We start from the raw sequence: 26224 nt of genomic DNA, 5'->3' as shown, positions 1-26224 counted from the left end.
GAACCCCCGCAATTCCCGCAAGCACAGGAGCAGTCAGTGAAGTCACGTTTGTTGGCAGGAGTGGTGGCAGTCCTCCTGGCCATCGTCGGGGCGGTCCTCGTCGTCACGTACGCCCAGGGCGCTGACCAGCGCGCCGTCAAGGACCTGGACCCGGTGGGCGTACTCGTGGTCACCAAAGCCGTCCCCGCCGGCGCAACCGTAGACACAGTTAAAGCATCGGTGGCCTTGGAACAGGTGCCTGGCACCGCCGTCGCAAAATCCGCGCTGGACACCCTGGACGAATCCGCCGGCAAAGTGGCCGCCGCCGACCTCGTCCCGGGCGAACAGCTGCTGGCGGAGAAGCTCGTCGCCCCTGAAGACCTCCAGACTTCCGGTTCGGTGAAGGTGCCGGCCGGCCTCCAGGAAGTCTCCTTCCAGCTGGAGCCGCAGCGGGTGGTCGGCGGGCGCCTGGAGCCCGGTGACCACGTGGGCATCTTCATCTCCATGAAGGCCGGCGGCGTCGAGTCGAAGCCCGACAAAGAGACCACCCAGCTGTCCATCCACAAGGTCCTGGTCACCGCAGTGCAGCGCGCCCCCGAAGGAGCGGCCGCCAAGCCGGCACCGTCGGCGAGCGCCGGAACAGAACCTGACCCCCGGGACGTGAACCTGCCTACGGGCCTCCTGATGGTCACTGTGGCGGTCAACGACATCAACGCCAGCAAGATAGTTTTCGCATCTGAATTTGATTCCATCTGGCTCAGCCGGGAACCGCTCGATGCCGAGGACAACGGACCGCGCATCATGATCCGGCCGGACGTCTACAAATGAGCCGCTTCGTCCTGATCACGCCCGACATCGACTTCGACGGCCGCCTCCGCCAGGCCGTTGCTGGCGGCCTCCAAGGAGGCGTGCAGACCTTCTTCACCAGCCTCCTCCCCGCCGATCCGAACGATCTGTTCGCCCACCTGGACCAGGAACGTCCCGAAGTACTCATCCTGGGACCGGAGGTTCCGGTGGAAGAAGCGCTGCGACTCGCCACCGTCATGAATGTCCGGTTCCCGGAGCTCAGTGTCATCCTCGCCAGCGAACCGGACCCGGACTTCATCCTGCAGGCCATGCGCGCGGGCGTCAGGGACATCCTCTCCCCCGACTCCGACGCGGCGCAGATCCGGGTCCTCCTGGAACGGGCCAGCCAGCAATTCGCCAGCAGGTACCGTGTCCAGGCAGCCCCGCCAATGACGGAGACCAACAAGGGCCTGGTCATCGGCGTCTTCTCCCCCAAGGGCGGGGTGGGCAAGACCACCATCGCCACCAACATTGCCATCGGCCTGGGCAAGATCGCCCCGATGAGTGTGGTCATTGTGGACCTGGACCTGCAGTTCGGGGACGTCGCTTCCGGGCTCTACCTCGATCCGCAGCACACCGTCACGGACGCCGTGTCCCCGGCCGCGAGCCAGGACTCCCTGGTCCTCAAGGCCTTCCTCACCGTCCACCCGGGCAGCATCTACGCCCTGTGCGCTCCTCCAACGCCAGTTGATGCGGACGAGATCACGCCGGAACAGGTCAGCCGGCTGCTGGAACAGCTGTCCGAACAGTTCCAGTACGTGGTGGTGGACACCGCTCCTGGCCTTCCCGAAATCGGGCTGGCGGCCATGGAACAGTGCACGGATGTGGTGTGGGTCAGCGGCATGGACATCCCCAGCGTCCGCGGCCTGCGCTCCGGCCTGGACGTGCTGCGCCAGCTGGACATCCTGCCGGAAACCCGGCATGTGGTGCTCAACATGGCCGATTCCAAGCTGGGGCTCACCGTCCAGGACCTCGAATCAACCATCGGCGCGCCAGTGGACGTCAGCATTCCGCGGTCCCGCGCAGTGGCCCTGTCCACCAACCGCGGCATCCCCGTCCTCCAGGAGTCAGCCAAGGACCCGGCAACCAAGGGCCTGAACCAGCTCGTCAACCGGTTCAACCCCGCTTGGCGGGCCACATCGCAACGCAAACTGCACCGAAGGGTAGTGGTCTAGATGAAACTTTCAGAGCGCATCAGCGCAGCTCAGGCCAAGTCGCAGTCACTGTCGCCCTCACGTACCCCAACCGTTGCCCCGCCGTCGCCGGTTTCCCGCACCGCCACCGCAACCCTCGAGCTGGACCGCCCGGAACTGCCCGCCCGGCAGCCGGAACCGTGGACACCGCCAGCACCGGCAAAGCGGACGACGGCGGCGGCACCGGCTGCCGCCGTCGTCGCACATTCAGCGGTGACCGACCACGCCGACGAGGCAAAACCGAAAGTCCAGCAGCCCGTGGACGTATTCGCCGCGTTGAAGGAACGGGCGGCCACGGCGCTGTTCGAACGCATGGGTGCCCGGTTCAACGACTCTGCCATCACCGAACTGGAGCTCCGGACGTCCGCCCGTGAGGAGCTCACCCGCATCATCGATGCAGAGCAGGTGCCGCTCTCCTCGGAGGAGCGCACGCGCCTGGTCCAGGACGTTGCCGATGACGTGCTGGGCTACGGCCCCCTGCAGCGGCTGCTGGACGACCCCGCCGTCACGGAAATCATGGTCAACCGGATGGACCAGATCTACGTGGAGCGCAAAGGCCACCTCACGCTGGCAGATTCACGCTTCAGCTCGGAAGAACACCTGCGGAAGGTGATCGAGCGCATCGTGTCCAAAGTGGGCCGCCGCATTGACGAGTCCTCTCCCCTGGTGGATGCCCGGCTGGAGGACGGCTCCCGCGTCAACGCAGTGATCCCGCCGCTGGCCGTGGGTGGATCGTCGCTGACCATCCGGAAGTTCAGCAAGGTTCCCCTCACCGTCCGGAACCTCATCGATTTCGGAACGCTGACACCGGAAATGGCGGAGCTCCTCAACGCGTGCGTCAAAGCCAAGCTCAACATCATCGTCTCGGGCGGAACGGGAACCGGGAAAACCACCCTGTTGAACGTGCTCTCCTCCTTCCTGCCCTCGGACGAACGGATCGTCACCATCGAGGACGCCGTGGAACTGCAGATCCAGCAGGAGCATGTGGTCCGGCTGGAAAGCCGTCCGCCGAACACCGAAGGCAAAGGCGAAGTGACCATTCGTGAACTGCTGCGCAACTCCCTGCGTATGCGGCCGGACCGCATCGTGGTGGGTGAGGTGCGCGGAGGCGAGTCGCTGGACATGCTCCAGGCCATGAACACAGGCCACGACGGCTCCCTGTCCACCGTTCACTCCAACTCCCCGCGCGACGCCGTGGCACGCCTCGAAACCCTGGTGCTGATGGCTGGGATGGATCTGCCGCTGCGGGCCATCCGGGAACAGATAGCGTCCGCGGTGAACCTCATCGTCCAGATTTCACGCCTGCGGGACGGCAGCCGCCGCATCACCCACGTGACCGAGGTGCAGGGCATGGAAGGCGACATCGTCACCCTGCAGGACGCGTTCGTCTTCGACTACTCCGCTGGCGTCGACGCCCAGGGCCGCTTCCTCGGACGTCCCGTCGCCACGGGAATCCGGCCGCGCTTCATCGACCGCTTCGAGGACCTGGGGATCCACGTCTCCCCCGCGGTCTTCGCCACGCCCGGCGGCCCGGCTGGCCCTGCTGGTCACGCCGGCCCCGCCGGTCCCGGAATCGCGTAGGGACGCCGCCGTGCTCATCACCATAGGAGCCGCGCTCCTCTTCCTCGCACCACTGCTCTTGGGCGTGGCACTGCTGATACCCGGTGCTCCGGAGATCGCCCTCAGCCGCCGCCGTCCCTATGACTCCGACCCGCCGTCACGGCTGACGCGCCTGGCCAACATCACAGTCGGAGCCCTGGACCGCTTCCTGGCCGCCAGGAACCTGCGTCTCTACAACCGGGAGACCCTGGAAACTGCCGGCGTCCGGCTCAGCCAGGCCGAGTTCATCGTCCTGGTCGTGGCCGGCGCCATCGTGGGTGCACTGGTGGGCCTGGTTATCGGTGTGCCTGTGGTCTCTGTCCTGCTTGTCATCCTCGCGCCGTTCGTGGGGCATCTTGTTTTGGGCTTCCTCGCCGGGAAGAGGCGGGCCAGGTTCGACCAGCAACTCGGCGACACCCTCCAGCTCCTCGCCGGCGGGTTGCGGGCCGGCCACAGCATCCTCCGCGCCATCGACGCCGCCGCTGCCGAGTCACAAAGCCCCACCTCGGAAGAGATGCGCCGGGTCATCACGGAAACCAGCCTGGGCCGCGACCTGCTGGCTTCCCTGACGGACACCTCGGAACGCATGAAGAACGAGGATTTCGTCTGGATCGCGCAGGCCATCCAGATCAATCGGGAAGTGGGCGGCAACCTGGCTGAGGTCCTGGACCAGGTCAATGAGACGATCCGTGAGAGGTCCGAAATCAAGGGCCACATCAAGGCGCTTGCGGCGGAGGGCAAGTTCTCCGCCTACATCCTGATCGCCATGCCCATTGGTATTGTGCTGATGCTCATGGGGGTGAACCCCGGCTACATGGATGCGATGTTCACCCATCCGCTGGGCTGGGCAATGATCGCAGCATCCGTGGTCTTTATGACCATCGGCAGCCTGTGGATGCGCAAAATCATCGATCTGAAGTTCTGAGGTGCCCATGAATCCCGTGGTGCTGTCCGCGCTCCTCCTGGTAAGCCTCCCGATCGGCTACCTCGCATGGTCCGTCCTGTCCGTGGACCGCAAGGCCCGAAGCGCAACGGTGGCTATCCTGACGCGCGGCAGGAGGGCTGCCGAGGTCCCCGAAAAGACACCGGGACGCTTCCTCGACAGGATCGGCTACGGCCTGGCCCCCGCAGCCTATGTCCGGAAACTCGACCGGCTGCTCTCCCTCGCCGGACGGCCCGCTGCCTGGCCCCTGGGCCGCATCCTGGCGGCTAAGCCCGCCCTCGGCCTGGTGGGAGCGTCCCTTTTCATCCTTGTCAGCATGAGCAGCCCCAAACCCATCATCAAGCTTGCCGGCCTGTTCCTGCTCTTCCTGGGCTATTTCATCCCGGACCTGCTCCTCTACAGCAAGGGCATGGAGCGGCAAAAGGCCATGCAGCTGGAACTCGCCAATACCCTGGACCAGATGCTCATCTCAGTGGAAGCGGGACTGGGCTTCGAGGGTGCCATGGCCCGTGCAGGGGAAAACGGCAAAGGACCGCTGGCCGAAGAAATCATCCGCACCCTGCAGGACATGCAGGTGGGACGCAGCCGCCGGGAGTCGTACCTTGCGCTTGCCGAACGCACGAACATCCCGGAGTTGCGCAGCTTCGTCCAGGCGATTGTCCAGGCTGACACCTACGGCATCGCCATCAGCCGGGTCCTCCGCATACAAGCCAAAGTGATGCGGGTGAAGCGACGGCAACGTGCAGAGGAAAAAGCAATGAAGCTCCCGGTGATGATCCTGTTCCCGCTCCTGTTCTTCATTTTTCCAGTCCTGTTCATCGCAATTCTCGGTCCTGCCGTCATCAACACCGTTGTCACATTCAGCGGTCAATAGGGTGCCTAAGTGACAGCTGTGAACCCCTGATAACCCAAGAGACTCAAGGTTTCCACAAGATCTGCCGAAGTCGAGTGAATTGACAGATTCAGGAAGTAGCGTTGTCATATGTCCATTTCAGGCAGGTACACCGAAGGCGAGGGCGCGGAGCAATTCCCCGCCCTGTCCCCGGCCGCTGCTGCCCCGGGCACTGAAGCCGGCGCGGCTTTTGAGGAAATCCCGCTCGTGGACCTCCTGGTGCTGCAGGACCTCGAGAGCCAGCTGGCCCAGCCGGCCGTTGCAAGGAAGTTCGCCCTGGACTACATCGAGATCTGGGAACAGCGCTTTCTCAACCTGACGAATGCCATCTCCGGCCAGGACCGCACCACAGCCTTGGACGCCGCCATCAGCCTGAAGATCGGCTCGGCGATGGTGGGCGGCCTCCGCCTTGCCCGCCTGGCGGAAGACATCGAGAGCGCGATCCGTTCAGGGAGTTGGGACGCAGGCCAGTCAATGCTGGCATGCGTCTCCGACCTCGGCCACGAAACGGTTGCCCAGCTCCGCCAAAACTACCTGCCGGCAGGCTAGGTCACCGTCACGCCACCCGGGGAGGCTGCGAGCGGTTCCCCTAGAGTTTGCCTGCTCCGAGCCGGTATCCGACTCCCCGGACTGTCTGCAGCAATTGCGGCGAATGGGTATCTTCATGCAGTTTCTTCCGAAGGTTCCCGATGTGGACTTCCACGGCACGCTCGTCGGCCTCGCTGATGTACGTGTTGTCCTGGTAGTAGTCCCCGCGGACCACCTTCACCAGATCCGCCCGGGTGCATACTGCCCCGCCAGCCCGCAGGAGTTCCTCCAGCAGGACAAACTCGCTGCGGGTGAGCTCCAGTTCCTTGCCCGCCAGTTCAGCGGACCTGGTCCGGGGGCTGAGCCTCAGGTCCCTGTGCTCCAGGACGTCCCGTGATCCTGCTCCCGTTGTTGCAAGCGGTACCGGCTTCGCGGCCGGCGTCGGCCTCTGGGCGTCGCCGTTCCTCGGCCGCCGCATCATGGCCGCCACCCTCGCCCGGAGCTCTAGCGGACGGAACGGCTTGGTGATGTAATCGTCCGCCCCCGAGTGCAGCGCGGTCAGCATGTCCGGCTCCTCGGTCCGTCCGGTCAGCATCACCACGTAGGCATCGCTGAACTGCCTAATGCGCCGCAGCACCTCGTATCCGTCGATATCCGGCAGGCCAACGTCCAAAGTGACAACATTCGCGTGCTGATGTCGGACCAATTCCACGCCTTCGCGGCCGTCCGCGGCGGTATGCACCTCGAAACCCGCTTGAAGGAAAACCGATTCCAACAAGTTACGTATGTCCTTGTCGTCCTCGACAACCACAGCTACTCCCAGATCGCTCATGGCCAAACCCCATACATCCCCAGAGACCCCATGCAGGCACCTGCCCATCGCAAATGCCTGTTACACCCCCCGAGGGACTAGGCTACAAGAAATCTCGCCTTTAGTCGGCTGTTTTTGCTCGGCAAATTTCCGAATTGTCAATTAGCGTGACTTGCACGTTAACTTTGTCCGCCAGGAAAGGGCCGGGCGCTTTATGCGCTGCCCCATGGGTATCTATTTCCGCAGCGCCCTGGTCAGTTCGGCACGAGCCAGCATCTCGCTCTCCGAGGGATAGGCCACTTCCTCGAGCACCAGGGGATGCGGCGCTGAGAGCACGGACTTCGCGTCACGCTTCTGCTCGAGCAGCCGCTCGTAGAGCCACCCCGGTTTCTCGGCCCCGGAACCGACGTACAGCGCGGACCCCACCAGGGCCCGCACCATGTTGTGGCAGAACGCGTCAGCCTGCACGGTGGCCACGATCACGCCGTCGGTCCCCCGTGCGAATTCAAACCGCTGCAGTTCCCGGATGGTGGTGGAGCCCTCCCGGGGCTTGCAGTAGGAACGGAAGTTCTGCAGCCCCAGGAGCTTGGATGCCCCCTCGTTCAGCAGCGACACATCGAGCTGTTCCTTGTGCCACAGCGTGGAATACCTGCCCAACGGATCCCACAGCGCCGGGCCGTCCGCGATGCGGTAACTGTACCGGCGCCACAGGGCCGAGAACCGCGCGTCGAACCCTTCCGGCGCCACGGTGACACTGTGCACCTCGATCGCACCGGTCAGGTCGCCCAGTCCCCTGCTCAGTGCCCCGCGCAGGCGCCGCAGGAGTGCGACGGCGGGATCCAGCTCAACGCCGCGGTTCAGTCCCTGCCACTCCTCTTGGGTGAGGTCCAGGTGGACCACCTGCCCGCGGGCGTGCACGCCGGCGTCGGTGCGCCCCGCAACCGTCACCCGAACCTTGCGCCTGATCAGGAGCGCCAGGGCACTCTCAAGCACCCCCTGAACTGTCCGCAGGCCGGGCTGCACTGCCCACCCGCTGAAGGGGCCGCCGTCGTACGCCAAATCCAAACGGATACGCAAAAACCCGCCGCCCCCCAAAACGGGGGCAGCGGGTTTCTGGTGGTTCATAGACTTAAGTCTAAGCCAAGGATTTAGCGAATTACTTCGCGTCCTTTTCCTCAGCAGCAGGCTTCTCAGCAGCTTCGGTGGCTTCTTCCGCAGAAGCAGGGGCCTCTTCGGTTTCAGCAGCCTCAGCCTTGGGGGCTTCCGCAGCTTCGGCTTCCGGAGCAGCTTCAGTCTCAGCGACCTCAGCCTCGGCGGCCGGAGCAGCAGCAGCTTCCTTCTTGTCGGCGTCGCGCTTTGCAGCGGACGTAGCCTCAGCTACAACAGCCTGCTTGGCGGAAACCGGCTCAAGGACCAGTTCGATTACAGCCATCGGAGCGTTGTCGCCCTTGCGGTTGCCGATCTTGGTGATGCGGGTGTAGCCGCCATCGCGGTTCTCCACTGCCTGTGCAATGTCGGTGAACAGCTCGTGGACAACGCCCTTGTTGCTGATCAGGCCGAGTACACGACGGCGGGAAGCGAGGTCGCCGCGCTTGGCGAAGGTCACCAAACGCTCTGCGTACGGCTTCAGGCGCTTGGCCTTGGTCACCGTGGTGGTGATCCGCTTGTGCTCGAACAGTGCTGCTGCCAGGTTCGCGAGCATAAGACGCTCGTGAGCCGGGCCGCCTCCGAGGCGCGGACCCTTAGTGGGGGTAGGCATAATTGTTTCTCCTCATATGGAAGCCGGTGGGCTGCGCACACCATGGTGCATCCAGCCAGCCGGCCAAGATCTGCTTGTTAGAGCTCGTCGTCGCTGAACGCGGCGTCGTCCTCTTCGATGGCTGCGGCGCGTGCTGCCAGGTCGAAACCGGGAGGCGAGTCCTTGAGGGACAGGCCCAGTTCAACCAGCTTGGCCTTGACCTCATCGATGGACTTCGCACCGAAGTTACGGATGTCCATCAGGTCGGCCTCGGAGCGGGCAACGAGTTCACCCACGGTGTGGATGCCCTCACGCTTGAGGCAGTTGTAGGAACGGACGGTGAGGTCCAGATCCTCGATCGGCAGGGCCATGTCAGCTGCCAGGGCAGCGTCAGTCGGCGACGGGCCAATCTCGATACCTTCAGCTGCGGTGTTCAGCTCGCGGGCCAGACCGAACAGTTCCACCAGGGTGGTGCCTGCGGAAGCAACGGCATCGCGCGGGGCGATGGCCTGCTTGGTCTCGACGTCGACAATCAGCTTGTCGAAGTCAGTGCGCTGCTCAACACGGGTGGCTTCCACGCGGAAAGTAACCTTCAGCACCGGCGAGTAGATCGAGTCGACCGGAATGCGGCCGATCTCGGAGTCGCCGGACTTGTTCTGAGCTGCCGAAACGTAGCCGCGGCCGCGCTCGATGGTCAGTTCGAGTTCGAACTTGCCCTTCGAGTTCAGCGTGGCAATGTGCAGATCCGGGTTGTGGAATTCGACGCCGGCCGGCGGAGCGATGTCCGCGGCGGTGACGACTCCCGGGCCCTGCTTGCGCAGGTAAGCAACAACCGGCTCGTCGTGCTCGGAGGAAACCGACAGGTTCTTGATGTTCAGGATGATCTCGGTGACATCTTCCTTGACACCCGGAACCGTGGTGAACTCGTGCAGCACGCCATCGATCCGGATGCTGGTTACAGCAGCGCCCGGGATGGAGGAGAGCAGGGTACGGCGGAGGGAGTTTCCGAGAGTGTATCCAAAGCCCGGCTCCAGCGGTTCAATGATGAAACGGGAGCGGTTTTCGGAGACGACCTCTTCAGAGAGGGTGGGGCGCTGTGCAATGAGCACTTAGGTTTCCTTTCGGCGAGCATCCGCTATATGACGCAACACAGGTGGTGGAAATTCGGTCTGAAGACTTAACGCGGCTGGGCCTGCCCGGACCCGTAAAGGTCCGGGCAAGCTCCAGCTGCTGGAAACGTCTTAGACGCGGCGGCGCTTCGGCGGGCGGCAGCCGTTGTGCGCGGCGGGGGTGACGTCCTGGATGGAGCCAACCTCCAGGCCGGCGGCCTGCAGCGAGCGGATTGCGGTTTCGCGGCCCGAACCCGGTCCCTTGACGAAGACGTCAACCTTCTTCAGGCCGTGCTCCTGGGCGCGCTTTGCAGCAGCTTCGGCAGCCATCTGGGCAGCGAACGGGGTGGACTTACGTGAGCCCTTGAAGCCAACCTCACCGGCGGAAGCCCAGGAGATGACAGCACCGTTCGGATCCGTGATGGAAACGATGGTGTTGTTAAAGGTGCTCTTGATGTGCGCCTGGCCAAGCGCGATATTCTTCTTGTCCTTCTTACGCGGCTTGCGAACCGCGCCACGAGTCTTCGGGGGCATTATTTCTCCTACAGAAAGTTATCGGGGGAAAGTCAGCGGCTATTTCTAGCGGCCGGCTTTCTTCTTGCCGGCGACGGTGCGCTTCGGACCCTTGCGGGTACGAGCGTTGGTCTTCGTACGCTGACCGCGTACGGGCAGGCCCTTGCGGTGACGCAGGCCTTCGTAGCTGCCGATTTCAACCTTGCGGCGGATATCAGCGGCTACTTCGCGGCGAAGGTCACCCTCAACCTTGTAGTTGCCTTCAATGTAGTCACGCAGCTCAACCAGCTGCGCATCGGTCAGGTCCTTGACCCGAACGTCAGCGCTGATGCCGGTAGCAGCCAGGGTTTCGTGTGCACGGGTCTTGCCCACGCCGTAGATGTAAGTAAGCGCAATTTCCAACCGCTTTTCGCGGGGAATGTCTACGCCAGCGAGACGAGCCATAGTGGCGGTACTCCTTGTATAAACCGGAGGTCGTAGGCAGTACACCCGCACTTTCAGTGCGGCCCCAGCCTCCGACCGGGGGTTAGCTGTCCGGGCCCTGTCGAGCTAATGTCCCAGTTCAGCTTGTGCTGCCTTTATTTACTTGCGTGGGTTAGCAACCCAGGGTTTCCCGTGAAGGAAATTAGCCCTGGCGCTGCTTGTGGCGCGGGTTCTCGCAGATCACCATGACCCGGCCATTACGGCGGATCACTTTGCACTTTTCGCAGATCTGCTTGACGCTCGGCTTGACCTTCATGGCGTTCCTTTGCGTGTTGCAGTTGGTCAGCTGGACCGGCCTTCGGCTAATGCTCTGGCCGCCCAGTGTTTACTTGTAGCGGTAGACGATACGACCACGTGTGAGGTCGTACGGGCTCAGCTCCACCACTACCCGGTCCTCAGGGAGAATCCTGATGTAGTGCTGGCGCATTTTTCCAGAGATGTGCGCCAGAACGATGTGCTTGTTGGTGAGCTCAACGCGAAACATCGCATTAGGCAGCGCCTCAGTCACAACGCCCTCGATCTCAATGACCCCGTCCTTCTTGGCCATACCCTCCGCTAACTGTTGTTGTCACAGCCTCCCGATTGGCACCGGACATGACTGCGAACGTTTTTGATTGATTGGCTTCTGCCTTATGACCGCAAAAGGGCACAAACAGGGCAGACAACCAACAGACAACACTACGCCATCTCGGCGGGAATGTTAAATCGGACCATGGTAGCGCACCACCGGGCCATACGCAGCAAATACCCCCGCCGGCGTTGAGATGCCCTCGGCCCGGGAGACGCCGTCCAGGATGGCTTCAGTCACGACGTCGGCCGCCGCGCTCTGCAGCGTGATGAGGCTGAAATGCCGGGCAGTGTCAGAACTGCGGTCAAGTTCAACGGCGCCCGTCGCCAGTGCGAACACGGTGTCGCCGTCGGCCAGGGTGTGGGACGGATTCAGCGCACGGGCCAGCCCCGCATGGCAGGCCGAAGCGGTTCGCTTGCACTCCACCTTGTTCAGGACAGCGTTGGTGGCGACGACGACGAGGGTGGTGTTGAGGGGCGGCGGCTGGGCATTCCGGCCGGGCCCGGGCTCCGCCCGCTTCGGCGACGTGCCGAAAGGCATCCCCACCGCATTCACGACCGCCAGGGCTCCAATCACAACCCCGTTCTCGAGGGTGATGGAGGCTGTGCCGACTCCGCCTTTATACGCCCCTCTTCCGAGGACGGCTCCGGTGCCGGCTCCCACGTTGCCGCGTTCGACGTCGTGCCCTTCCGTTTGGGCGGCAGCGGCGGCAGTTGCCGCGTAGCCCATCTCCTCGTCGGGACGGGCGGAGAAGTCGCCGCCGCGGCCCAGGTCGAAGATGGCGGCGGCCGGAACGATCGGCACCAGTCCCCCGGGCACGGCGAATCCCCGGCCGTTTTCCTCGCACCAGCGCTTGGCGCCGTGAGCGGCCACCAGGCCGAAGGCACTCCCGCCGGTGAGCACCACGGCGTCCACCCGCTGGGAAAGCGTGGCGGGATCCAGGGAATCCGTTTCATGGGTGGCCGGGCCACCGCCGCGGACGTCAACGGAACCAATCGTGCCGGGCGGCGGAAGTACCACGGTCACGCCGGTGAGCCAGCCGCTGTCTGACTCCTCGCCGTCGGGCCCTTGGACAGATCCGGCTCGTTGCGTTTGGCCCACCCGGATTCCGGTGACGTCGGTGATCGCTCCCATGGCTCCATTGTGCGCCTCGCGCAAAACTGAGGGTACGCTCCCGGGCATTCCGCGACCCGCGGGGCCAACTCCGGCTGGCAAAACAAACGTTATGTAATACTGCAAGCAACACGGCGTTAACGGGCAAGGAAGCCTTGACTAACAATCCTCTGACGAGGGCTTGTGCGGGATTCTGCCCACCAACCATGTGGTGAAGTGAAGCTAGATCCCCACGCCCACTGGCCTGCAGTACGCAGGCCCGGATTCGTTAGAGACCGAATGACAAGACAACTGACCGACAGGCCACCCGCCGTCGCGGAAGCCGGTCCGGCCCTTCGGCGCCGGCCCAAATGGTCCGGCCGGACCCGCCGGGACTTCTTCGTGTTCCTGGCCCTCGCACTGCCCAACCTGGTGCTGATCGGGGTCTTCACGTACCTCCCGCTCATCAACAACATTTACTACTCCACCCTTGACTGGACGCTGGGATCGGCGTCCGCCACCGTGGTGGGACTGGACAACTACGTCACGTTCTTCACCAGTTCCGATGCCGCCAAGGTGCTCGGCACCACAGCCATCTTCACCCTCGTCACCGTTGGCGGCTCCATGGTGCTGGGCCTGCTGATCGCACTCGCACTGAACTCCAAGGTCCGCGGCACCACGTTTGCCCGTTCCGCGGTTTTCGCCCCCTACGTGCTCAGCGGCGTCGGCGTGGGCCTGGTCTGGTTGTTCATCTTTGATCCCGGCTACGGTGTCCTCGCCTGGGTCCTCCGCGGTCTGGGCCAGCAGAGCCCGCAATGGATCAACGATCCACAGCTCTCGCTGGTCATGGTGATCATCGTGTACGTCTGGAAGAACCTGGGGTACTGCGCGGTGGTGTACCTCGCGGGGCTGCAGTCGCTCCCGCAGGACGTCATGGAGGCCGCTTCCCTGGACGGCGCCAACGGGTTCCGGCGCTTCCTGAGCATGTCCGTCCCGCTGCTCTCCCCCACCACCTTCTTCCTGCTCATCACCACCATGCTCAGCTCGCTGCAGGCGTTCGACCTGATCAGGATCATGACGCCCCTGGGCAACGGCACCAGCACGCTGATCTACGAGGCCTACCTCCAGGCATTCGGTGCCTTCAACCGGGCCGGGTACTCGGCGTCCATCTCGGTGGTGCTCTTCGCCATCCTGCTTATCATCACCGTGCTGCAGCTGCGGTTCGTCGAACGGAAGGTGCACTACTCATGAGCACGCACCGGCCACTCTCCCGCGCCAACATTGTCCAGACCATCGCCGGCGGCTACGTTCCGCTGATCCTGGCCACCCTGGTGGTGTTCCTCCCTTTGCTCTGGATGATCCTGAGCTCGTTCAAGCAGCCCGGCGAGATCATCACCATGGATCTGAAGATCCTCCCGGAGAGCGTGAACCTGGAGAACTACAACATCGCCATGACCACGGTGCCCTTCGCGCAGTTCTTCCTGAACAGCACCATCGTCACGCTGGTGGGCGCCACCGTCAAAGTGCTGCTGGCCATCCTCACCGCCTACGCCCTGGTCTTTGTGCGCTTCCCGTTCAAGAACGCCATCTTCGTGCTGATCCTCGTCGCCCTGATGGTTCCGCCGCAGGTGTCCATCCTGCCCAACTACATCCTCATCGCCGGGATGGGCGGCAAGAACACCCTCTGGGGCATCATCCTGCCCGGGCTCGGCACCGCCTTCGGCACCTTCCTGCTCCGGCAGCACTTCATGACGCTACCGGCCTCCATCCTTGAATCAGCCGAGATCGACGGCGCCGGCCACTGGCGCAGGCTCTGGCGGATCGTGGTCCCGGTGTCGGTTCCCTCGATCGCCACTGTTGCCCTCGTCACCGTGGTCAGCGAGTGGAACGACTACATCTGGCCGCTCATCATCACGGACCGCCCCGAAACCATGACCCTTCCCGTCGGCCTTACCCTGCTGCAGAACTCCGAAGGGAACGGGTCCGGCTGGGGCATCCTCATGGCCGGTGCCGTGCTGGTGATCGTCCCCATCCTGGTGGTGTTCGCAGCACTCCAGCGCTACATCGTGGCCGGCCTCACCCAGGGCAGCGTCACCGGCTAGCGCCGCGTTACCTGGCCTGTGCACCACAGCTATCCACCCCTCACCCAACCCGTACAACGAGTCAGCACGAGCAATCACCTTTGAGAGGATCCACAATGGGTATGAATCTTGACCGCAGGCATTTCCTGGGGCTTGCCGGCGCAGGAGCCGGTGCCGCTGCGCTGGCAGCGTGCGGCGGCCCGTCCACCGGCGGAACAACGCCTGCGAGCGAAGCCGCCGAGATCGACTTCAGCGGCGTCAAGCCTGCCGCCTCCATCGACTTCTGGACCAGCCATCCGGGCAAGTCCCAGGACGTGGAAAAATCCATCATTGCCAAGTTCCACGCCAAGTTCCCTGACATCAAGGTGAACCTGGTCACCGCGGGCGCCAACTATGAGGAGATTGCCCAGAAGTTCCAGACCTCGCAGGCGGCCAAGGAGGCCCTGCCGGGCGTTGTGGTGCTCTCCGATGTCTGGTGGTTCCGCTACTTCACCAACGGCAACATCATTCCGCTGGACGGACTGGTGAAACAGCTGGATATCAAGGTGGACGACTTCCAGAAGTCCCTCGTGGCCGACTACCAGTACGACGACAAGCAGTGGGCCCTCCCCTACGGCCGGTCCACGCCGCTCTTCTACTACAACAAGGACCACTTCAAGGCTGCCGGGCTTCCGGACCGGGCACCGAAGACCTGGCAGGAATTCGCCGAATGGGCGCCCAAGCTGAAGGCAAGCTCCGGCGCCCAGTACGCCTACATTTACCCGGCATTGGCCGGCTACGCGGGCTGGACCCTCCAGAACAACCTCTGGGGCTGGGGCGGCAGCTGGTCCAACGAGTGGACCATCAACTGCGACTCGGCGGAATCCGTGGAAGCACTGCAGTGGGCCCAGGACTCCATCTACAAGGACGGCTGGGCGGGTGTTTCCTCCAAGGAGGCAGCTGACGACTTCGCAGCCGGCATCACGTCCTCCACCATCTCGTCCACCGGGTCTCTGCTCGGTGTGCTGAAGTCCGCCAAGTTCAACGTGGGCGTGGGCTTCCTGCCGGGCGGCCCCAAGGTGGAAAGCGGCGTATGCCCCACCGGCGGTGCCGGCCTGGGCATTCCCAGCGGCGTGAGCAAGGAAGTACAGCTGGCTGCCGGCACCTTCCTGAAGTTCATGACCGAACCGGAAAGCACCGCAGAGTTCTCCGCGGCAACCGGCTACATGCCTACCCGCGTTTCGGCCGACATGACGTCGGTGCTGGCCAAGACACCGCAGATCAAGACGGCGATGGACCAGCTCGCGGTAACCCGGGTCCAGGACAACGCCCGCGTGTTCCTGCCCGGCGCGGACCAGGAGATGGCCAAGGCAGCGGCGAAGATCCTCACCCAGCAGGGCGATGTGAAGGCCACCATGACCGCGCTGAAGTCCACGCTGGAGGGCATCTACACGAAGGACGTCAAGCCCAAGCTCAAGAGCTGAGGCTTGGGTCTCGACACGCAAAAGGCCCCGCGATACGCAAAATCCCTGGCGCACCCGGAATTCCGGGGGCGCCAGGGATTTTCTGCGTCGTCAGGGATTTTACGCGTCGAAGCCTACGGAATCGGAACGGGGACCACGCCCAGCGGCGCAAGACGCTCCGCACCGCCGTCGGGCGCGGAGAGAACCCAGATGCCCTTTTCATGGACGGCGACCGAGTGTTCCCACTGGCACGACCGCTTGCCGTCGGTGGTCACCACGGTCCATTCGTCCTCGAGCACGGCCGTGTCAATGCTGCCACGGACCAGCATGGGCTCAATGGCCAGGCACAGTCCCGGGCGGATCTTGGGGCCGCGGTGGCTGGTCCGGTAGTTCAGCACATCCGGTGCCATGTGCATTTCGGAGCCAATGCCGTGGCCCACGTAATCTTCCAGGATGCCCAGCGGCTTGCCCGGGACGGAGGACACGTAATCGTCCACGGCGCAGCCGATGTCGCCGACGAATTTTCCGGTGGCCAGCGTCGCGATGCCGCGCCACATGGCCTCTTCGGTGACTTCGGACAACCGGACGTCTTCGGGGTCGGGGGTGCCCACAATCACGGTGCGGGCGGAGTCGGAGTGCCAGCCGTCAACAATGGCGCCGCCGTCGATCGAGATGATGTCGCCGTCGTTCAGGACGCGGGCGCCCGGGATCCCGTGGACCACTTCCTCGTTGACCGAGGTGCAGATGGTGGCCGGGAACCCGTGGTACCCGAGGAAGTTGGACTTGGCGCCTGCCTCGTCCAGGACTGCGCGGAAAACGGCGTCCAGCTGCGCCGTGGTGGCGCCGGGTACGGCGGCCGCCACCGCAGCATCCAGGGCGCGGCTCAGGACCAGGCCGGCCTCATGCATGATGCGCATTTGGGCGTTGGTCTTGTATTCAATCCGGGGCTGTCCGAATGCCATGTATACCTCAGTGCTTCGTCTCGCGGGCGGGATGCTTTCATCCCAGGTCTCTGATCCATTCTCCCGCACCTGCGAAGCTGCTGGGGACAGGGAGTGCCGCCCGCCGTGGTCGGCAAACGCCTGGGCAGCGGCACCCGGCACAAGAAAGGGCGCGTCCCGTACACGAAGGTACGGGACGCGCCCTTTTTGGCACTGGAGTCAAACCGGGTCCGGCGGCCTCGGTGCTCGGCTAATCCTGGATCAGGCTGCCTGCGCTGCCTTGATCGCCTGCATCACGCGGTCAGTGACCTCGTCGATGCCGCCGATGCCGTCAACCTGGGTCAGGATGCCGCGCTCGGCATACTTGGCCACAACGGCCTCGGTCTGCTCGTGGTAGAGGTCCAGCCGGTGGCGGATGACGGCTTCGTTGTCGTCGCTGCGGCCGGTTTCCTTGGCACGGCCCAGGAGGCGCGTGACCAGTTCCTCGTCATCGGCGGTCAGCTGCAGGACGACGTCCAGCTTCTGCTCACCGTTGGCAAGGATCTCATCGAGGTAGTCCACCTGAGCGGTGGTGCGGGGGTAGCCGTCCAGGAGGAAGCCGTTTTCGACGTCGTCCTCGCTCAGGCGGTCGCGCACCATCTTGTTGGTGACGCTGTCCGGCACGAAATCGCCGGCGTCCATGTACTTCTTGGCTTCGACGCCCAGCGGCGTCTCACCCTTGACGTTGGCGCGGAAGATATCGCCGGTTGAGATCGCAACGACGCCGAGGCGCTCGGAGATCCGATCCGCCTGCGTTCCCTTGCCGGACCCGGGAGGTCCGATAATCAACATTCTCGTCATCGCAAAAGCCCTTCGTAGTGACGTTGTTGTAGCTGCGCGTCAATCTGCTTGACCGTTTCCAGGCCCACGCCCACCATGATCAGGATCGAGGTGCCGCCAAACGGGAAGTTCTGGTTGGCATTGATCAGGACCAGGGCGACCAGCGGGATCAATGCCACGAAGCCCAGGTAGAGGGCGCCGGGCAGGGTGATCCTGGAAAGGACGTACTGCAGATAGTCCGCCGTCGGCTTGCCGGCCCGGATGCCCGGGATGAAGCCGCCGTACTTCTTCATGTTGTCGGAAACCTCTTCAGGATTGAAAGTGATTGCGACATAGAAGTAGGTAAAGAAGACGATCATGGCGAAATAAAGCGCCATGTAGATAGGGTGGTCACCCTTCGTGAGGTTGTTGTTGATCCACTCAACCCAGGGCTGCATCGCTTCGCCCTGCTTGGGCTGGTTGAACTGCGAGATCAGGCCCGGCAGGTACAGCATCGAGGACGCGAAGATGACGGGCACGACGCCGGCCATGTTCACCTTGATGGGAATGTACGTGCTGGTGCCTCCCACGGTCCGCCGCCCGATCATGCGCTTGGCGTACTGCACGGGAATCCTGCGCTGGGACTGCTCCACGAAGACCACAAGGGCGACGGTGAGCAGGCCGATCACCAGGACCATGAAGAAGGTGCCAGGGCCCTGGGCCTTCCAGATGGCACCCAGGGAGGTCGGGAAGCCGGCTGCGATGGAGGTGAAGATGAGCAGCGACATGCCGTTGCCCACGCCCTTCTCCGTCACGAGCTCGCCCATCCACATGATCAAGCCGGTACCGGCCGTCAGCGTGATGATGATGAGGATCGTGGTGATGACGCTCGCGTCGGGGATGATGTCCAGCTGGCAGTTGGGCAGCAACTGGCCGGAACGCGCCAGCGACACCAGCGTCGTGGCGTTCAGCAGCCCCAGGGCAATTGTCAGGTACCGCGTGTACTGGGTCAGCTTGGACTGCCCCGATGCGCCTTCTTCATAGAGCTGCTGGAACCGGGGAATGACCACCCGGAGCAGCTGCACAATAATGCTGGCCGTGATGTACGGCATGATGCCCAGCGCGAAGATGGACACCTGCAGCAATGCACCGCCACTGAACAGGTTGACGAGCTGGTAGATCCCGCCCGAGGTCTGACCGTTCTGCAAGCATTGCTGGACATTCTGGTAGCTCACACCAGGCGAGGGGATGAAGGCACCCAAGCGGAAGATTGTGATGATTCCCAGCGTGAACAACAACTTGCGTCGCAGATCAGGCGTGCGAAAGGCCCGGCCAAATGCGCTAAGCAAGCGTCCTCCTGTTGTGTTAATAAAGTCGTGTGAGATAGGTCAATAAAACCCAACAACCGAGTCTAACGGGTTGATGCGCCCCGCGAACAATCGGTGAGGTCCCAAATGAGAAAAAACTCCCGGTACGCAGGGCCTGGGCCCCGTGTACCGGGAGTTCACAACGGGCGTCTGCCCCGCCGTCCTCTATTAGAGGGCGGTGGTGCTGCCGCCTGCTGCTGCAATCTTTTCTGCGGCGCTGGCCGAGAATGCGTGGACCGTGACGTCAACCTTGACGGTGATGTCACCGGTGCCCAGCACCTTGACGGGCTGGTTCTTGCGAACGGCACCCTTTTCGACCAGGTTCTCGACGGTGACTGCGCCACCTTCCGGGAACAGCTCGTTGAGCTTGTCCAGGTTAACAACCTGGTACTCAACCCGGAACGGGTTCTTGAAGCCGCGCAGCTTCGGCAGGCGCATGTGCAGCGGCAGCTGGCCGCCGGCAAAGCCAGCCTTGATCTGGTAACGGGCCTTCGTACCCTTGGTACCGCGACCAGCGGTCTTACCCTTGGAACCTTCACCACGACCAACACGGGTCTTGGCGGTCTTGGCACCCGGGGCGGGACGCAGGTGGTGAACCTTCAGTGCGTTCTGCTTCTCAGCAGCGGCGCCCTGTGCCTTTTCGGCGGTGTTCTTCTCTGCCATTTACTTCGCCTCCTCTACCTTTACCAGGTGCGGAACCGTGTTGAGCATACCCACGGTCACGGCGTCGGCGGTGCGGACAACGGTGTGTCCGATCCGCTTGAGGCCGAGGGACCGAAGCGTGTCGCGCTGGTTCTGCTTGCCGCCAATGGCGGACTTGATCTGAGTGATCTCCAACTGAACGTCAGAGGGAATCAGGTTCTTAGCCATGACTCAGACACCTGCCTTCTGGTTCATGAGCGCCTTCACCATTGCGGCCGGAGCGATCTCATCGAGCGGGAGGCCGCGGCGTGCTGCCACTGCTGCCGGCTCTTCGAGGCGCTTCAGCGCATCAACGGTCGCGTGAACGATGTTGATGGCGTTGGAGGAACCGAGCGACTTGGAGAGGATGTCGTGGATACCCACGCACTCCAGTACTGCACGGACCGGACCGCCGGCGATAACACCGGTACCGGCGGAAGCCGGACGCAGCATTACGACGCCTGCAGCGGCCTCACCCTGAACACGGTGCGGGATGGTGCTGCCGATGCGGGGAACGCGGAAGAAGGACTTCTTGGCCTCTTCGACGCCCTTTGCGATAGCGGCAGGAACTTCCTTAGCCTTGCCGTAGCCAACGCCGACCATACCGTTGCCGTCACCGACAACGACGAGGGCGGTGAAGCTGAAGCGACGACCACCCTTGACGACCTTGGAAACGCGGTTGATGGTTACAACGCGCTCTACGAACTGGCTCTTTTCGGCTTCGCGGCCACCATCGCGGCCACCACGGCCACCACGGTCGCCACGGCCCTGGCCGCGGTCGCCACGCTCGCCACGACGAGCGCCGCGGCGGTCGTCAGTGGTAGCAGGCGCAGCGGTCTCAGTTGCCGGAGCAGCTACAGCTTCAGTCACCTGAATGTCCTTTTCGTTATTTTCGGTCACAGTGACAGCCCACCTTCACGTGCGCCATCAGCGACGGCGGCGATCCGGCCGTGGTACTTGTTACCACCGCGGTCGAAGACAACAGCTTCGATACCGGCAGCCTTGGCACGCTCGGCGACCAGTTCGCCAACGCGCTTGGCCTTGGCGGTCTTGTCACCGTCGAATGCACGAAGGTCGGCTTCCAGTGTGGACGCGCTCGCTACGGTCAGGCCCTTGGTGTCATCGACAACCTGGACGAATACGTGGCGTGCGGAGCGGTTGACGACCAGGCGAGGGCGTACAGCCGTTCCGGAGATGCGCTTGCGGATACGAAGCTGGCGACGGCTGCGTGAAGCAGACTTGCTCTTGTTCGTACGCTTCTTGTTAATTGCGATGGCCATGGTTACTTACCAGCCTTTCCGACCTTGCGGCGGATGACTTCGCCGGCGTAGCGGATGCCCTTGCCCTTATAGGGGTCCGGCTTCCGCAGCTTGCGAATGTTGGCAGCAACCTCGCCGACCTGCTGCTTGGAGATACCTGAAACAGAGAGCTTGGTCGGGGTCTCTACTGCAAAGGTGATGCCGTTCGGTGCCGAGACGTTAACCGGGTGGCTGTAGCCCAGAGCGAACTCCAGGTCAGAACCCTTGGCCTGGACGCGGTAACCGGTACCGACAATCTCAAGCTTCTTCTCGTAGCCTGCGGTGACGCCCTGGATCATGTTGGCGATCAGGGTGCGGGTCAGGCCGTGCAGCGAACGTGAGGCGCGCTCGTCGTTCGGGCGGGCGACAGTCAGGGTGCCATCTTCCAGGGTGACCTCGATCGGGCTGGCCACAGTGTGGCTCAGCTCGCCTTTGGAACCCTTGACGCTGACGACAGAGCCGTCAACCTTGACCTCAACGCCGGCAGGAACGGTGATGGGGAGACGTCCAATACGTGACATTATTCTCTTCCTTTCCCGTTACCAGACGTAAGCGAGGACTTCGCCGCCCACGCCCTTCTTGCCGGCCTGCTTGTCAGTCAAGAGGCCGGAAGAGGTGGACAGGATTGCGACACCCAGGCCACCGAGCACGTGCGGCAGGTTGGTGGACTTCGCGTAAACGCGGAGTCCCGGCTTGGAAATACGACGAACGCCAGCGATTGAACGCTCGCGGTTCGGACCGAACTTGAGCTCGAGGGTCAGCTTCTTGCCAACCTCAGCGTCTTCTTCTTTCCAGGAGGCGATGTAACCTTCGGCCTTCAGGATGTCGGCAACGCGTGCCTTGAGCTTGCTGTACGGCATAGTCACGGTGTCGTGGTATGCCGAGTTTGCGTTGCGCAGACGCGTAAGCATGTCTGCGACGGGATCTGTCATGGTCATGTTGGGCTCTTGCCCTTCCTCATAACGGTTTCCGCCCTGCCATCCCCTGGGGGAAGCGGCAAGGCCGGACCTTCTATGTAGCTAGATTAAGCTTCGGTCTTGAACGGGAAACCAAGCGCCTTGAGCAGCGCGCGGCCTTCGTCGTCGGTCTTGGCAGTGGTCACGACCGTGATGTCCATACCGCGAACGCGGTCGATGGAATCCTGGTCGATCTCGTGGAACATAACCTGCTCGGTCAGACCGAAGGTGTAGTTGCCGTTGCCGTCAAACTGCTTGCCACTGAGGCCCCGGAAGTCACGGATACGCGGCAGAGCCAGCGTGACCAGACGGTCCAGGAATTCCCACATGCGGTCTCCACGCAGAGTTGCGTGTGCACCGATGGGCATGCCTTCGCGCAGCTTGAACTGTGCGATCGACTTGCGGGCCTTGGTTACCTGCGGCTTCTGACCGGTGATCAGGGTCAGATCGCGGACAGCGCCGTCGATCAGCTTGGAGTCCTTAGCGGCATCTCCAACACCCATGTTCACAACGACCTTCACCAGACGGGGAACCTGGTTGACGTTTTCGTACTTGAATTCCTCGATGAGCGTGCTCTTGATGGAATCCGCGTACTTGGTCTTCAGACGAGGAACGATCTTGCTTGCCGGAGTCTCGAGAGTCTCAGTCATTAGATGTCCTTCCCGGAGCTCTTGGCCACGCGTACGCGCACTTCACGCTTCTTGCCGTTACGTTCAACGGTCTCGGTACGGAAACCGACGCGAGTGGGCTTCTTGGTGGACGGGTCAACCAGGGCCACGTTGGAGATGTGGATGGAAGCCTCGACGACCTCGATGCCACCGGTCTTGGTGCCGCGCTGCGACTGACCGACCTTGGTGTGCTTGGTTACGCGGTTAATGCCTTCAACCAACACGCGGTTGGTATCGGGGAATACGCGCAGAACCTTGCCCTGCTTGCCACGGTCGCCGCCGCGCTCAGCCTTGGCGCCAGTGATGACCTGAACGAGGTCACCCTTTTTGATCTTAGCCATGGACTAGAGCACCTCCGGAGCCAGAGAAACGATCTTCATGAACTTCTTGTCACGGAGTTCACGACCAACCGGTCCGAAGATACGGGTACCGCGGGGGTCACCGTCGTTCTTCAGGATCACAGCTGCGTTCTCGTCAAACTTGATGTAGGAACCATCCGCACGGCGGCGTTCCTTCTTGGTACGGACGATGACAGCCTTGACGACATCGCCCTTCTTTACGTTGCCGCCCGGAATTGCGTCCTTGACGGTAGCGACGATGACGTCGCCAATGCCTGCGTAGCGACGGCCAGATCCACCGAGAACGCGAATGGTAAGGATTTCCTTAGCACCCGTGTTGTCGGCGACCTTGAGTCGCGACTCCTGCTGAATCACTATTTACTCCTTGCGTCGCGCTGGTTCTCAGACCGAAAATCTTCCTACGGAATGAGCCTTGCGGAACGGTTGATCGGGGTGTCTCTTGACCTGCCTGGATTTTGCCAGACCAGGCCTAAACTCCCGTGCCAAAAACATTTGCTTCCCAGGCGGTTCCGACGGATCGGGGCGCAAGGGGGCACTATGCCGTGGCACGATTGTTTACGAGGTTGATGACGGCGCACGAACGGCGCCATACAAACTCAAAATCTTAGCACGTTTTGGGCCAATCCCCATATCACAGCCACGGTGCCGGCGCACGGCACGGCGGTACCCCCGGGTTGCTCCCCCACTGGGCACCGCGGACACGGAGAAGCCCCCGCTCCCGCAAGGGGAACGAGGGCTTCTCGGCATTTCTGCAGGTGTTACTTAGCCTTCTCGAGGATCTCCACCAGGCGCCACCGCTTGGTAGCGGAGAGCGGGCGGGTCTCGGCGAGGAGAACGAGGTCGCCGATGCCGGCGGTGTTCTCTTCGTCGTGAGCCTTGATCTTCGTGTTGCGGCGGATGACCTTGCCGTAGAGGGCGTGCTTCACGCGGTCTTCAACCTGGACAACGATGGTCTTTTCCATCTTGTCCGAGACGACGTAGCCGCGCTTCGTCTTACGGTAACCGCGCTCGTCAGCCTTGGCTGCGCCGGAAACAGTTTCCGTCACGTTCTCGTCCTTTTCACTCACTTGGCATCCTCCTCGGTCTCAACCGTTTCAGCCTTGTCGGCCTTCTTGGTTGCAGCCTTCTTGGATTTCTTTTCTTCCTTGGCTTCCACAACCGGTGCGGCAACCTCGGCACGAATGCCCAGCTCGCGCTCACGAAGAACGGTGTAGATGCGGGCGATGTCCTTCTTTACCGCGCGCAGACGACCGTGGTTCTCCAGCTGACCGGTGGCGGACTGGAAACGCAGGTTGAACAGCTCTTCCTTGGCCTTGCGGAGTTCTTCAACGAGACGCTCGTTGTCGAAACCGTCCAGCTGTGCGGATGCAAGTTCCTTGGATCCTACTGCCATTTCTACTCACCACCTTCGCGACGCACAATGCGTGCCTTCAACGGCAGCTTGTGGATTGCCAGGCGCAGTGCCTCGCGAGCTACCTCTTCACTGACACCGGAGAGTTCGAAGAGAACCCGGCCCGGCTTGACGTTTGAGACCCACCATTCCGGAGAACCCTTACCGGAACCCATACGGGTTTCAGCAGGCTTCTTCGTCAGCGGACGGTCCGGGTAAATGTTGATCCAGACCTTGCCGCCACGCTTGATGTGGCGGGTCATAGCGATACGGGCAGATTCGATCTGACGGTTCGTGACGTATGCCGGGCTCAGAGCCTGGATGCCCCACTCACCGAAGGAGACCTTGGTGCCGCCCGTAGCAGCGCCGGAACGACCCGGGTGGTGCTGCTTACGGTGCTTGACTCGACGTGGGATAAGCATTTAAGCCTGTCCTCCTTCTACTGCCGGTGCAGCTGCCTCAACCGCAGGAGCTTCAGCAGCAGGTGCTGCTTCGGCTGCCGGGCGGTCGGTACGACGACGGCGGTCACCACGGTCAGCGCCACCCGGGCGGCCCGGACGATCGCTGGCACCACGGCCGCGGGACGGAGCAGCAGCTGCCTGCTGAGCCAGTTCCTTGGAGGTGACGTCACCCTTGTAGATCCAGACCTTCACACCGATGCGGCCGAAGGTGGTCTTGGCTTCGTAGAAGCCGTAGTCGATGTTCGCACGGAGGGTGTGCAGGGGCACACGGCCTTCGCGGTAGAACTCCGAGCGGGACATTTCAGCGCCACCCAGTCGACCGGAGCAAGCGATACGGATGCCCTTGGCACCTGCACGCTGTGCGGACTGCATTGCCTTCTTCATTGCACGGCGGAATGCCACGCGTGAAGTCAGCTGCTCCGCAACGCCCTGGGCAACAAGCTGTGCTTCCATCTCGGGGTTCTTGACCTCGAGGATGTTCAGCTGAACCTGCTTGCCGGTGAGCTTTTCGAGCTCGCCGCGGATGCGGTCTGCTTCAGCACCGCGGCGGCCGATAACGATGCCCGGACGTGCCGTGTGGATATCCACGCGGACACGGTCGCGGGTGCGTTCGATCTCAACCTTGGCGATACCGGCGCGCTCCATGCCCGTGGACATGAGCTGGCGGATACGGATGTCTTCGCGAACGAAGTCCTTGTACCGCTGGCCGGCCTTGGTGCTGTCAGCAAACCAGTGCGATACGTGATCGGTGGTGATGCCGAGTCGGAACCCGTGCGGGTTAACTTTCTGTCCCACTTAGCGAGCCTCCTCTTTCTCCGGGGTAGCGACTACCACGGTGATGTGGCTCGTGCGCTTCTTGATCTGAAATGCACGACCCTGGGCACGCGGCTGGAACCGCTTCATGGTCGGGCCTTCATCAACAAACGCTTCGCTGATGATGAGGTCACCTTCGTCAAACGCCACGCCGTCGCGGTCCGCGAGGACCCGGGCGTTGGAGATTGCCGACTGAACTACCTTGAATACCGGCTCAGAAGCTGCCTGGGGGGCAAACTTCAGAATTGCCAGAGCCTCGTTCGCTTGCTTACCACGAACAAGGTTGACGACGCGCCGGGCCTTCATAGGCGTTACGCGGATGTGACGCGCAATTGCCTTGGCTTCCATTGCTTTCCTTCTCTCGTCTTTGACGTAAGTGCAGGCGCCTAGCGGCGCTTGCCCTTACGGTCGTCCTTGACATGGCCGCGGAAAGTCCGCGTGGGAGCGAATTCGCCGAGCTTGTGCCCGACCATCGACTCGGTGACAAACACCGGAATGTGCTTGCGTCCGTCGTGCACGGCGATCGTGTGCCCGAGCATGTCGGGAATGATCATCGAGCGGCGGGACCAGGTCTTGATGACGTTCTTGGTGCCCTTTTCGTTTTCCCTGTCCACCTTTACAAAGAGGTGCTGGTCAACGAAAGGACCTTTTTTCAGGCTGCGTGGCATGTGTCCA

General features: G+C 62.8%; 36 protein-coding genes. 9 read left to right on the top strand and 27 right to left on the bottom strand.

Annotated features, from left to right (window positions below):
- The first annotated feature begins 36 nt into the window (after positions 1 to 36).
- The 6 genes from JOE31_RS07985 to JOE31_RS07960 all read left to right on the top strand — a co-directional run bounded on the left by JOE31_RS07985 (position 37) and on the right by JOE31_RS07960 (position 6001).
- Entirely contained in the window at positions 37 to 807 is a 771-nt protein-coding gene (locus JOE31_RS07985) for an RcpC/CpaB family pilus assembly protein (protein ID WP_209743129.1), read from the top strand.
- The gene (locus JOE31_RS07980; protein ID WP_209743127.1) at positions 804 to 2000 is read left to right on the top strand and encodes an AAA family ATPase; all 1197 of its coding nucleotides are present in this window, start codon (positions 804 to 806) and stop codon (positions 1998 to 2000) included. The genes JOE31_RS07985 and JOE31_RS07980 overlap by 4 nt, the downstream gene beginning before the upstream one ends.
- Positions 2001 to 3599, top strand: coding sequence for a CpaF family protein (locus JOE31_RS07975; protein ID WP_209743125.1), 1599 nt, complete (start codon positions 2001 to 2003; stop codon positions 3597 to 3599).
- A gap of 10 nt (positions 3600 to 3609) precedes the next feature.
- Complete coding sequence (locus JOE31_RS07970; protein ID WP_209743123.1) at positions 3610 to 4542, top strand: type II secretion system F family protein; 933 nt, start codon at positions 3610 to 3612, stop codon at positions 4540 to 4542.
- Between the two features lie 7 nt (positions 4543 to 4549).
- Positions 4550 to 5434 carry a type II secretion system F family protein gene (locus JOE31_RS07965; protein WP_209748244.1) on the top strand — a complete coding sequence of 295 codons (885 nt, stop codon included), beginning with the start codon at positions 4550 to 4552 and terminating at the stop codon, positions 5432 to 5434.
- Between the two features lie 108 nt (positions 5435 to 5542).
- Positions 5543 to 6001, top strand: a complete 459-nt coding sequence (locus JOE31_RS07960) for an Hpt domain-containing protein (RefSeq protein ID WP_209743121.1) — start codon at positions 5543 to 5545, stop codon at positions 5999 to 6001.
- A 40-nt stretch (positions 6002 to 6041) separates the two neighbouring features.
- On the opposite strand, the gene JOE31_RS07955 is transcribed toward JOE31_RS07960, so the two are convergent.
- From JOE31_RS07955 to JOE31_RS07915, 9 genes are all read right to left on the bottom strand, one after another.
- On the bottom strand, positions 6042 to 6812 hold the full coding sequence (locus JOE31_RS07955; protein ID WP_209743119.1) for a response regulator transcription factor: 771 nt from the start codon (positions 6810 to 6812) through the stop codon (positions 6042 to 6044).
- 213 nt (positions 6813 to 7025) lie between these two features.
- Entirely contained in the window at positions 7026 to 7916 is an 891-nt protein-coding gene (gene truA, locus JOE31_RS07950; RefSeq protein ID WP_209743117.1) for a tRNA pseudouridine(38-40) synthase TruA, read from the bottom strand.
- A gap of 31 nt (positions 7917 to 7947) precedes the next feature.
- Positions 7948 to 8550 (bottom strand): 50S ribosomal protein L17, encoded by a 603-nt coding sequence (gene rplQ, locus JOE31_RS07945; RefSeq protein ID WP_209743115.1) that lies wholly within the window; start codon positions 8548 to 8550, stop codon positions 7948 to 7950.
- Between the two features lie 77 nt (positions 8551 to 8627).
- Positions 8628 to 9638 (bottom strand): DNA-directed RNA polymerase subunit alpha, encoded by a 1011-nt coding sequence (locus JOE31_RS07940; RefSeq protein WP_011692778.1) that lies wholly within the window; start codon positions 9636 to 9638, stop codon positions 8628 to 8630.
- Positions 9639 to 9770: 132 nt separating this feature from the next.
- Positions 9771 to 10172 carry a 30S ribosomal protein S11 gene (rpsK, locus tag JOE31_RS07935; RefSeq protein ID WP_011692779.1) on the bottom strand — a complete coding sequence of 134 codons (402 nt, stop codon included), beginning with the start codon at positions 10170 to 10172 and terminating at the stop codon, positions 9771 to 9773.
- 45 nt (positions 10173 to 10217) lie between these two features.
- Positions 10218 to 10595, bottom strand: coding sequence for a 30S ribosomal protein S13 (gene rpsM, locus JOE31_RS07930; RefSeq protein ID WP_011692780.1), 378 nt, complete (start codon positions 10593 to 10595; stop codon positions 10218 to 10220).
- Positions 10596 to 10776: 181 nt separating this feature from the next.
- Entirely contained in the window at positions 10777 to 10890 is a 114-nt protein-coding gene (rpmJ, locus tag JOE31_RS07925) for a 50S ribosomal protein L36 (RefSeq protein ID WP_009358722.1), read from the bottom strand.
- Between the two features lie 69 nt (positions 10891 to 10959).
- Positions 10960 to 11181: a translation initiation factor IF-1 gene (gene infA, locus JOE31_RS07920; protein ID WP_009358723.1), complete on the bottom strand. Its 222-nt coding sequence runs from the start codon at positions 11179 to 11181 to the stop codon at positions 10960 to 10962.
- Positions 11182 to 11334: 153 nt separating this feature from the next.
- On the bottom strand, positions 11335 to 12336 hold the full coding sequence (locus JOE31_RS07915) for a P1 family peptidase (protein ID WP_209743113.1): 1002 nt from the start codon (positions 12334 to 12336) through the stop codon (positions 11335 to 11337).
- A gap of 258 nt (positions 12337 to 12594) precedes the next feature.
- Here JOE31_RS07915 and JOE31_RS07910 point away from each other — a divergent pair, with 258 nt between their 5' ends.
- The 3 genes from JOE31_RS07910 to JOE31_RS07900 all read left to right on the top strand — a co-directional run bounded on the left by JOE31_RS07910 (position 12595) and on the right by JOE31_RS07900 (position 15838).
- A complete protein-coding gene (locus JOE31_RS07910; RefSeq protein ID WP_209743111.1) occupies positions 12595 to 13545 on the top strand; it encodes a carbohydrate ABC transporter permease in 951 nt (316 codons plus the stop codon).
- Positions 13542 to 14396, top strand: a complete 855-nt coding sequence (locus JOE31_RS07905) for a carbohydrate ABC transporter permease (protein ID WP_011692783.1) — start codon at positions 13542 to 13544, stop codon at positions 14394 to 14396. The genes JOE31_RS07910 and JOE31_RS07905 overlap by 4 nt, the downstream gene beginning before the upstream one ends.
- Before the next feature lie 95 nt (positions 14397 to 14491).
- Complete coding sequence (locus JOE31_RS07900) at positions 14492 to 15838, top strand: ABC transporter substrate-binding protein (RefSeq protein WP_209743109.1); 1347 nt, start codon at positions 14492 to 14494, stop codon at positions 15836 to 15838.
- A gap of 113 nt (positions 15839 to 15951) precedes the next feature.
- Here JOE31_RS07900 and map read toward each other — a convergent pair whose 3' ends face one another.
- From map to rpsS, 18 genes are all read right to left on the bottom strand, one after another.
- Entirely contained in the window at positions 15952 to 16779 is an 828-nt protein-coding gene (map, locus tag JOE31_RS07895) for a type I methionyl aminopeptidase (RefSeq protein WP_209743107.1), read from the bottom strand.
- Positions 16780 to 17019: 240 nt separating this feature from the next.
- Positions 17020 to 17589: an adenylate kinase gene (locus tag JOE31_RS07890; RefSeq protein ID WP_197024889.1), complete on the bottom strand. Its 570-nt coding sequence runs from the start codon at positions 17587 to 17589 to the stop codon at positions 17020 to 17022.
- 5 nt (positions 17590 to 17594) lie between these two features.
- Positions 17595 to 18905 (bottom strand): preprotein translocase subunit SecY, encoded by a 1311-nt coding sequence (secY, locus tag JOE31_RS07885; RefSeq protein WP_209743105.1) that lies wholly within the window; start codon positions 18903 to 18905, stop codon positions 17595 to 17597.
- A 186-nt stretch (positions 18906 to 19091) separates the two neighbouring features.
- The gene (gene rplO / locus JOE31_RS07880; RefSeq protein ID WP_011692793.1) at positions 19092 to 19586 is read right to left on the bottom strand and encodes a 50S ribosomal protein L15; all 495 of its coding nucleotides are present in this window, start codon (positions 19584 to 19586) and stop codon (positions 19092 to 19094) included.
- Entirely contained in the window at positions 19587 to 19793 is a 207-nt protein-coding gene (rpmD, locus tag JOE31_RS07875; RefSeq protein ID WP_011692794.1) for a 50S ribosomal protein L30, read from the bottom strand.
- A 3-nt stretch (positions 19794 to 19796) separates the two neighbouring features.
- Positions 19797 to 20474, bottom strand: a complete 678-nt coding sequence (rpsE, locus tag JOE31_RS07870) for a 30S ribosomal protein S5 (protein WP_200891032.1) — start codon at positions 20472 to 20474, stop codon at positions 19797 to 19799.
- A gap of 26 nt (positions 20475 to 20500) precedes the next feature.
- On the bottom strand, positions 20501 to 20884 hold the full coding sequence (gene rplR, locus JOE31_RS07865) for a 50S ribosomal protein L18 (RefSeq protein ID WP_011692796.1): 384 nt from the start codon (positions 20882 to 20884) through the stop codon (positions 20501 to 20503).
- 2 nt (positions 20885 to 20886) lie between these two features.
- Complete coding sequence (gene rplF, locus JOE31_RS07860) at positions 20887 to 21423, bottom strand: 50S ribosomal protein L6 (protein WP_028269576.1); 537 nt, start codon at positions 21421 to 21423, stop codon at positions 20887 to 20889.
- Between the two features lie 18 nt (positions 21424 to 21441).
- Positions 21442 to 21840 carry a 30S ribosomal protein S8 gene (rpsH, locus tag JOE31_RS07855; RefSeq protein WP_011692798.1) on the bottom strand — a complete coding sequence of 133 codons (399 nt, stop codon included), beginning with the start codon at positions 21838 to 21840 and terminating at the stop codon, positions 21442 to 21444.
- Between the two features lie 86 nt (positions 21841 to 21926).
- Complete coding sequence (rplE, locus tag JOE31_RS07850) at positions 21927 to 22508, bottom strand: 50S ribosomal protein L5 (protein ID WP_011692799.1); 582 nt, start codon at positions 22506 to 22508, stop codon at positions 21927 to 21929.
- Complete coding sequence (gene rplX, locus JOE31_RS07845; RefSeq protein WP_011692800.1) at positions 22508 to 22867, bottom strand: 50S ribosomal protein L24; 360 nt, start codon at positions 22865 to 22867, stop codon at positions 22508 to 22510. Before rplX ends, rplE begins: the two co-directional genes overlap by 1 nt.
- Positions 22868 to 22870: 3 nt before the next feature.
- On the bottom strand, positions 22871 to 23239 hold the full coding sequence (gene rplN / locus JOE31_RS07840; RefSeq protein ID WP_003803789.1) for a 50S ribosomal protein L14: 369 nt from the start codon (positions 23237 to 23239) through the stop codon (positions 22871 to 22873).
- A 404-nt stretch (positions 23240 to 23643) separates the two neighbouring features.
- Entirely contained in the window at positions 23644 to 23952 is a 309-nt protein-coding gene (gene rpsQ / locus JOE31_RS07835; protein ID WP_011692801.1) for a 30S ribosomal protein S17, read from the bottom strand.
- Positions 23949 to 24278, bottom strand: a complete 330-nt coding sequence (rpmC, locus tag JOE31_RS21705; RefSeq protein WP_011692802.1) for a 50S ribosomal protein L29 — start codon at positions 24276 to 24278, stop codon at positions 23949 to 23951. Before rpmC ends, rpsQ begins: the two co-directional genes overlap by 4 nt.
- 2 nt (positions 24279 to 24280) lie before the next feature.
- Complete coding sequence (rplP, locus tag JOE31_RS07825) at positions 24281 to 24697, bottom strand: 50S ribosomal protein L16 (RefSeq protein ID WP_011692803.1); 417 nt, start codon at positions 24695 to 24697, stop codon at positions 24281 to 24283.
- A complete protein-coding gene (gene rpsC / locus JOE31_RS07820; RefSeq protein WP_011692804.1) occupies positions 24698 to 25531 on the bottom strand; it encodes a 30S ribosomal protein S3 in 834 nt (277 codons plus the stop codon). It abuts the gene before it with no gap.
- Positions 25532 to 25897, bottom strand: a complete 366-nt coding sequence (gene rplV, locus JOE31_RS07815; RefSeq protein ID WP_003803798.1) for a 50S ribosomal protein L22 — start codon at positions 25895 to 25897, stop codon at positions 25532 to 25534.
- Between the two features lie 38 nt (positions 25898 to 25935).
- Positions 25936 to 26217 (bottom strand): 30S ribosomal protein S19, encoded by a 282-nt coding sequence (rpsS, locus tag JOE31_RS07810; protein WP_011692805.1) that lies wholly within the window; start codon positions 26215 to 26217, stop codon positions 25936 to 25938.
- Positions 26218 to 26224 lie beyond the last annotated feature (7 nt).

The sequence above is a fragment of the Arthrobacter sp. PvP023 genome (genome assembly GCF_017832975.1).
In the GTDB taxonomy this organism is placed as follows: Bacteria; Actinomycetota; Actinomycetes; order Actinomycetales; family Micrococcaceae; genus Arthrobacter.
This window is presented reverse-complemented; position numbering and strand designations above follow the sequence as displayed.

Bases quoted from the DNA above. Each gene is read 5' to 3' on its own strand.
- JOE31_RS07980 (WP_209743127.1), top strand. From the start codon at position 804: ATGAGCCGCTTCGTCCTGATCACGCCCGACATCGACTTCGACGGCCGC.
- JOE31_RS07975 (WP_209743125.1), top strand. From the start codon at position 2,001: ATGAAACTTTCAGAGCGCATCAGCGCAGCTCAGGCCAAGTCGCAGTCA.
- JOE31_RS07965 (WP_209748244.1), top strand. From the start codon at position 4,550: ATGAATCCCGTGGTGCTGTCCGCGCTCCTCCTGGTAAGCCTCCCGATC.
- JOE31_RS07960 (WP_209743121.1), top strand. From the start codon at position 5,543: ATGTCCATTTCAGGCAGGTACACCGAAGGCGAGGGCGCGGAGCAATTC.
- JOE31_RS07955 (WP_209743119.1), bottom strand. From the start codon at position 6,812: ATGAGCGATCTGGGAGTAGCTGTGGTTGTCGAGGACGACAAGGACATA.
- truA (WP_209743117.1), bottom strand. From the start codon at position 7,916: ATGAACCACCAGAAACCCGCTGCCCCCGTTTTGGGGGGCGGCGGGTTT.
- rplQ (WP_209743115.1), bottom strand. From the start codon at position 8,550: ATGCCTACCCCCACTAAGGGTCCGCGCCTCGGAGGCGGCCCGGCTCAC.
- rpsK (WP_011692779.1), bottom strand. From the start codon at position 10,172: ATGCCCCCGAAGACTCGTGGCGCGGTTCGCAAGCCGCGTAAGAAGGAC.
- rpsM (WP_011692780.1), bottom strand. From the start codon at position 10,595: ATGGCTCGTCTCGCTGGCGTAGACATTCCCCGCGAAAAGCGGTTGGAA.
- rpmJ (WP_009358722.1), bottom strand. From the start codon at position 10,890: ATGAAGGTCAAGCCGAGCGTCAAGCAGATCTGCGAAAAGTGCAAAGTG.
- infA (WP_009358723.1), bottom strand. From the start codon at position 11,181: ATGGCCAAGAAGGACGGGGTCATTGAGATCGAGGGCGTTGTGACTGAG.
- JOE31_RS07915 (WP_209743113.1), bottom strand. From the start codon at position 12,336: ATGGGAGCGATCACCGACGTCACCGGAATCCGGGTGGGCCAAACGCAA.
- JOE31_RS07910 (WP_209743111.1), top strand. From the start codon at position 12,595: ATGACAAGACAACTGACCGACAGGCCACCCGCCGTCGCGGAAGCCGGT.
- JOE31_RS07905 (WP_011692783.1), top strand. From the start codon at position 13,542: ATGAGCACGCACCGGCCACTCTCCCGCGCCAACATTGTCCAGACCATC.
- JOE31_RS07900 (WP_209743109.1), top strand. From the start codon at position 14,492: ATGGGTATGAATCTTGACCGCAGGCATTTCCTGGGGCTTGCCGGCGCA.
- map (WP_209743107.1), bottom strand. From the start codon at position 16,779: ATGGCATTCGGACAGCCCCGGATTGAATACAAGACCAACGCCCAAATG.
- JOE31_RS07890 (WP_197024889.1), bottom strand. From the start codon at position 17,589: ATGTTGATTATCGGACCTCCCGGGTCCGGCAAGGGAACGCAGGCGGAT.
- rplO (WP_011692793.1), bottom strand. From the start codon at position 19,586: ATGGCAGAGAAGAACACCGCCGAAAAGGCACAGGGCGCCGCTGCTGAG.
- rpmD (WP_011692794.1), bottom strand. From the start codon at position 19,793: ATGGCTAAGAACCTGATTCCCTCTGACGTTCAGTTGGAGATCACTCAG.
- rplR (WP_011692796.1), bottom strand. From the start codon at position 20,884: ATGGCCATCGCAATTAACAAGAAGCGTACGAACAAGAGCAAGTCTGCT.
- rplF (WP_028269576.1), bottom strand. From the start codon at position 21,423: ATGTCACGTATTGGACGTCTCCCCATCACCGTTCCTGCCGGCGTTGAG.
- rpsH (WP_011692798.1), bottom strand. From the start codon at position 21,840: ATGACCATGACAGATCCCGTCGCAGACATGCTTACGCGTCTGCGCAAC.
- rplE (WP_011692799.1), bottom strand. From the start codon at position 22,508: ATGACTGAGACTCTCGAGACTCCGGCAAGCAAGATCGTTCCTCGTCTG.
- rplX (WP_011692800.1), bottom strand. From the start codon at position 22,867: ATGGCTAAGATCAAAAAGGGTGACCTCGTTCAGGTCATCACTGGCGCC.
- rpmC (WP_011692802.1), bottom strand. From the start codon at position 24,278: ATGGCAGTAGGATCCAAGGAACTTGCATCCGCACAGCTGGACGGTTTC.
- rplP (WP_011692803.1), bottom strand. From the start codon at position 24,697: ATGCTTATCCCACGTCGAGTCAAGCACCGTAAGCAGCACCACCCGGGT.
- rplV (WP_003803798.1), bottom strand. From the start codon at position 25,897: ATGGAAGCCAAGGCAATTGCGCGTCACATCCGCGTAACGCCTATGAAG.
- rpsS (WP_011692805.1), bottom strand. From the start codon at position 26,217: ATGCCACGCAGCCTGAAAAAAGGTCCTTTCGTTGACCAGCACCTCTTT.